The sequence below is a fragment of the Flammeovirga aprica JL-4 genome (assembly GCF_012844305.1).
In the GTDB taxonomy this organism is placed as follows: Bacteria; Bacteroidota; Bacteroidia; order Cytophagales; family Flammeovirgaceae; genus Flammeovirga; species Flammeovirga aprica.
This window is the reverse complement of sequence record NZ_JABANE010000305.1, coordinates 1-1,085: the sequence shown is the minus strand read 5'-3', so window position 1 is coordinate 1,085 and position 1,085 is coordinate 1. Positions and strand designations below refer to the sequence as shown.

The following is a 1,085-nucleotide window of genomic DNA, read 5'->3' as shown; positions in this document are numbered from 1 at the left end:
ATCAACACGTTTCACCAACGTATCGATTAATCTGTATCAGAGCTGAAAATTCTCTCAAATCGCCAAAACATCTTCGGCGTTGTAAGGTTAAGCCTCACGGTTCATTAGTACCGGTTAGCTCAACGCATCGCTGCGCTTACACACCCGGCCTATCAACGTCATCGTCTTTAACGTTCCTTCAGGAGACTTATAGTCTCAGGGAGAACTCATCTCGGGGCAAGTTTCGTGCTTAGATGCTTTCAGCACTTATCTCTTCCGCATTTAGCTACCGGGCAGTGCCATTGGCATGACAACCCGAACACCAGTGATGCGTCCACTCCGGTCCTCTCGTACTAGGAGCAGCCCCCCTCAATTCTCCAGCGCCCACGGCAGATAGGGACCGAACTGTCTCACGACGTTCTAAACCCAGCTCGCGTACCACTTTAAATGGCGAACAGCCATACCCTTGGGACCTACTTCAGCCCCAGGATGTGATGAGCCGACATCGAGGTGCCAAACACCGCCGTCGATATGAACTCTTGGGCGGTATCAGCCTGTTATCCCCGGAGTACCTTTTATCCGTTGAGCGATGGCCCTTCCATTCAGAACCACCGGATCACTATGACCTGCTTTCGCACCTGCTCGCGCCGTCACGCTCGCAGTCAAGCTAGCTTATGCCATTGCACTAACCTCCTGATGTCCGACCAGGATTAGCTAACCTTCGTGCTCCTCCGTTACGCTTTGGGAGGAGACCGCCCCAGTCAAACTACCCACCAGACACTGTCCGCAACCCCGGTCAGGGGCCAACGTTAGAACATCAAACATTAAAGGGTGGTATTTCAAGGTTGGCTCCACGCAGACTGGCGTCCACGCTTCAAAGCCTCCCACCTATCCTACACATCAAGGCTCAATGTTCAGTGTCAAGCTATAGTAAAGGTTCACGGGGTCTTTCCGTCTTGCCGCGGGTACACTGCATCTTCACAGCGAGTTCAATTTCACTGAGTCTCGGGTGGAGACAGCCTGGCCATCATTACGCCATTCGTGCAGGTCGGAACTTACCCGACAAGGAATTTCGCTACCTTAGGACCGTTATAGTTACGGCCGCC

1 rRNA gene is annotated in these 1,085 nt (G+C 52.8%); it reads right to left on the bottom strand.

What is annotated here, in order from left to right:
- Window positions 1-83: 83 nt before the first annotated feature.
- Window positions 84-1,085, bottom strand: a 23S ribosomal RNA gene (locus HHU12_RS34040); the annotation flags it as partial.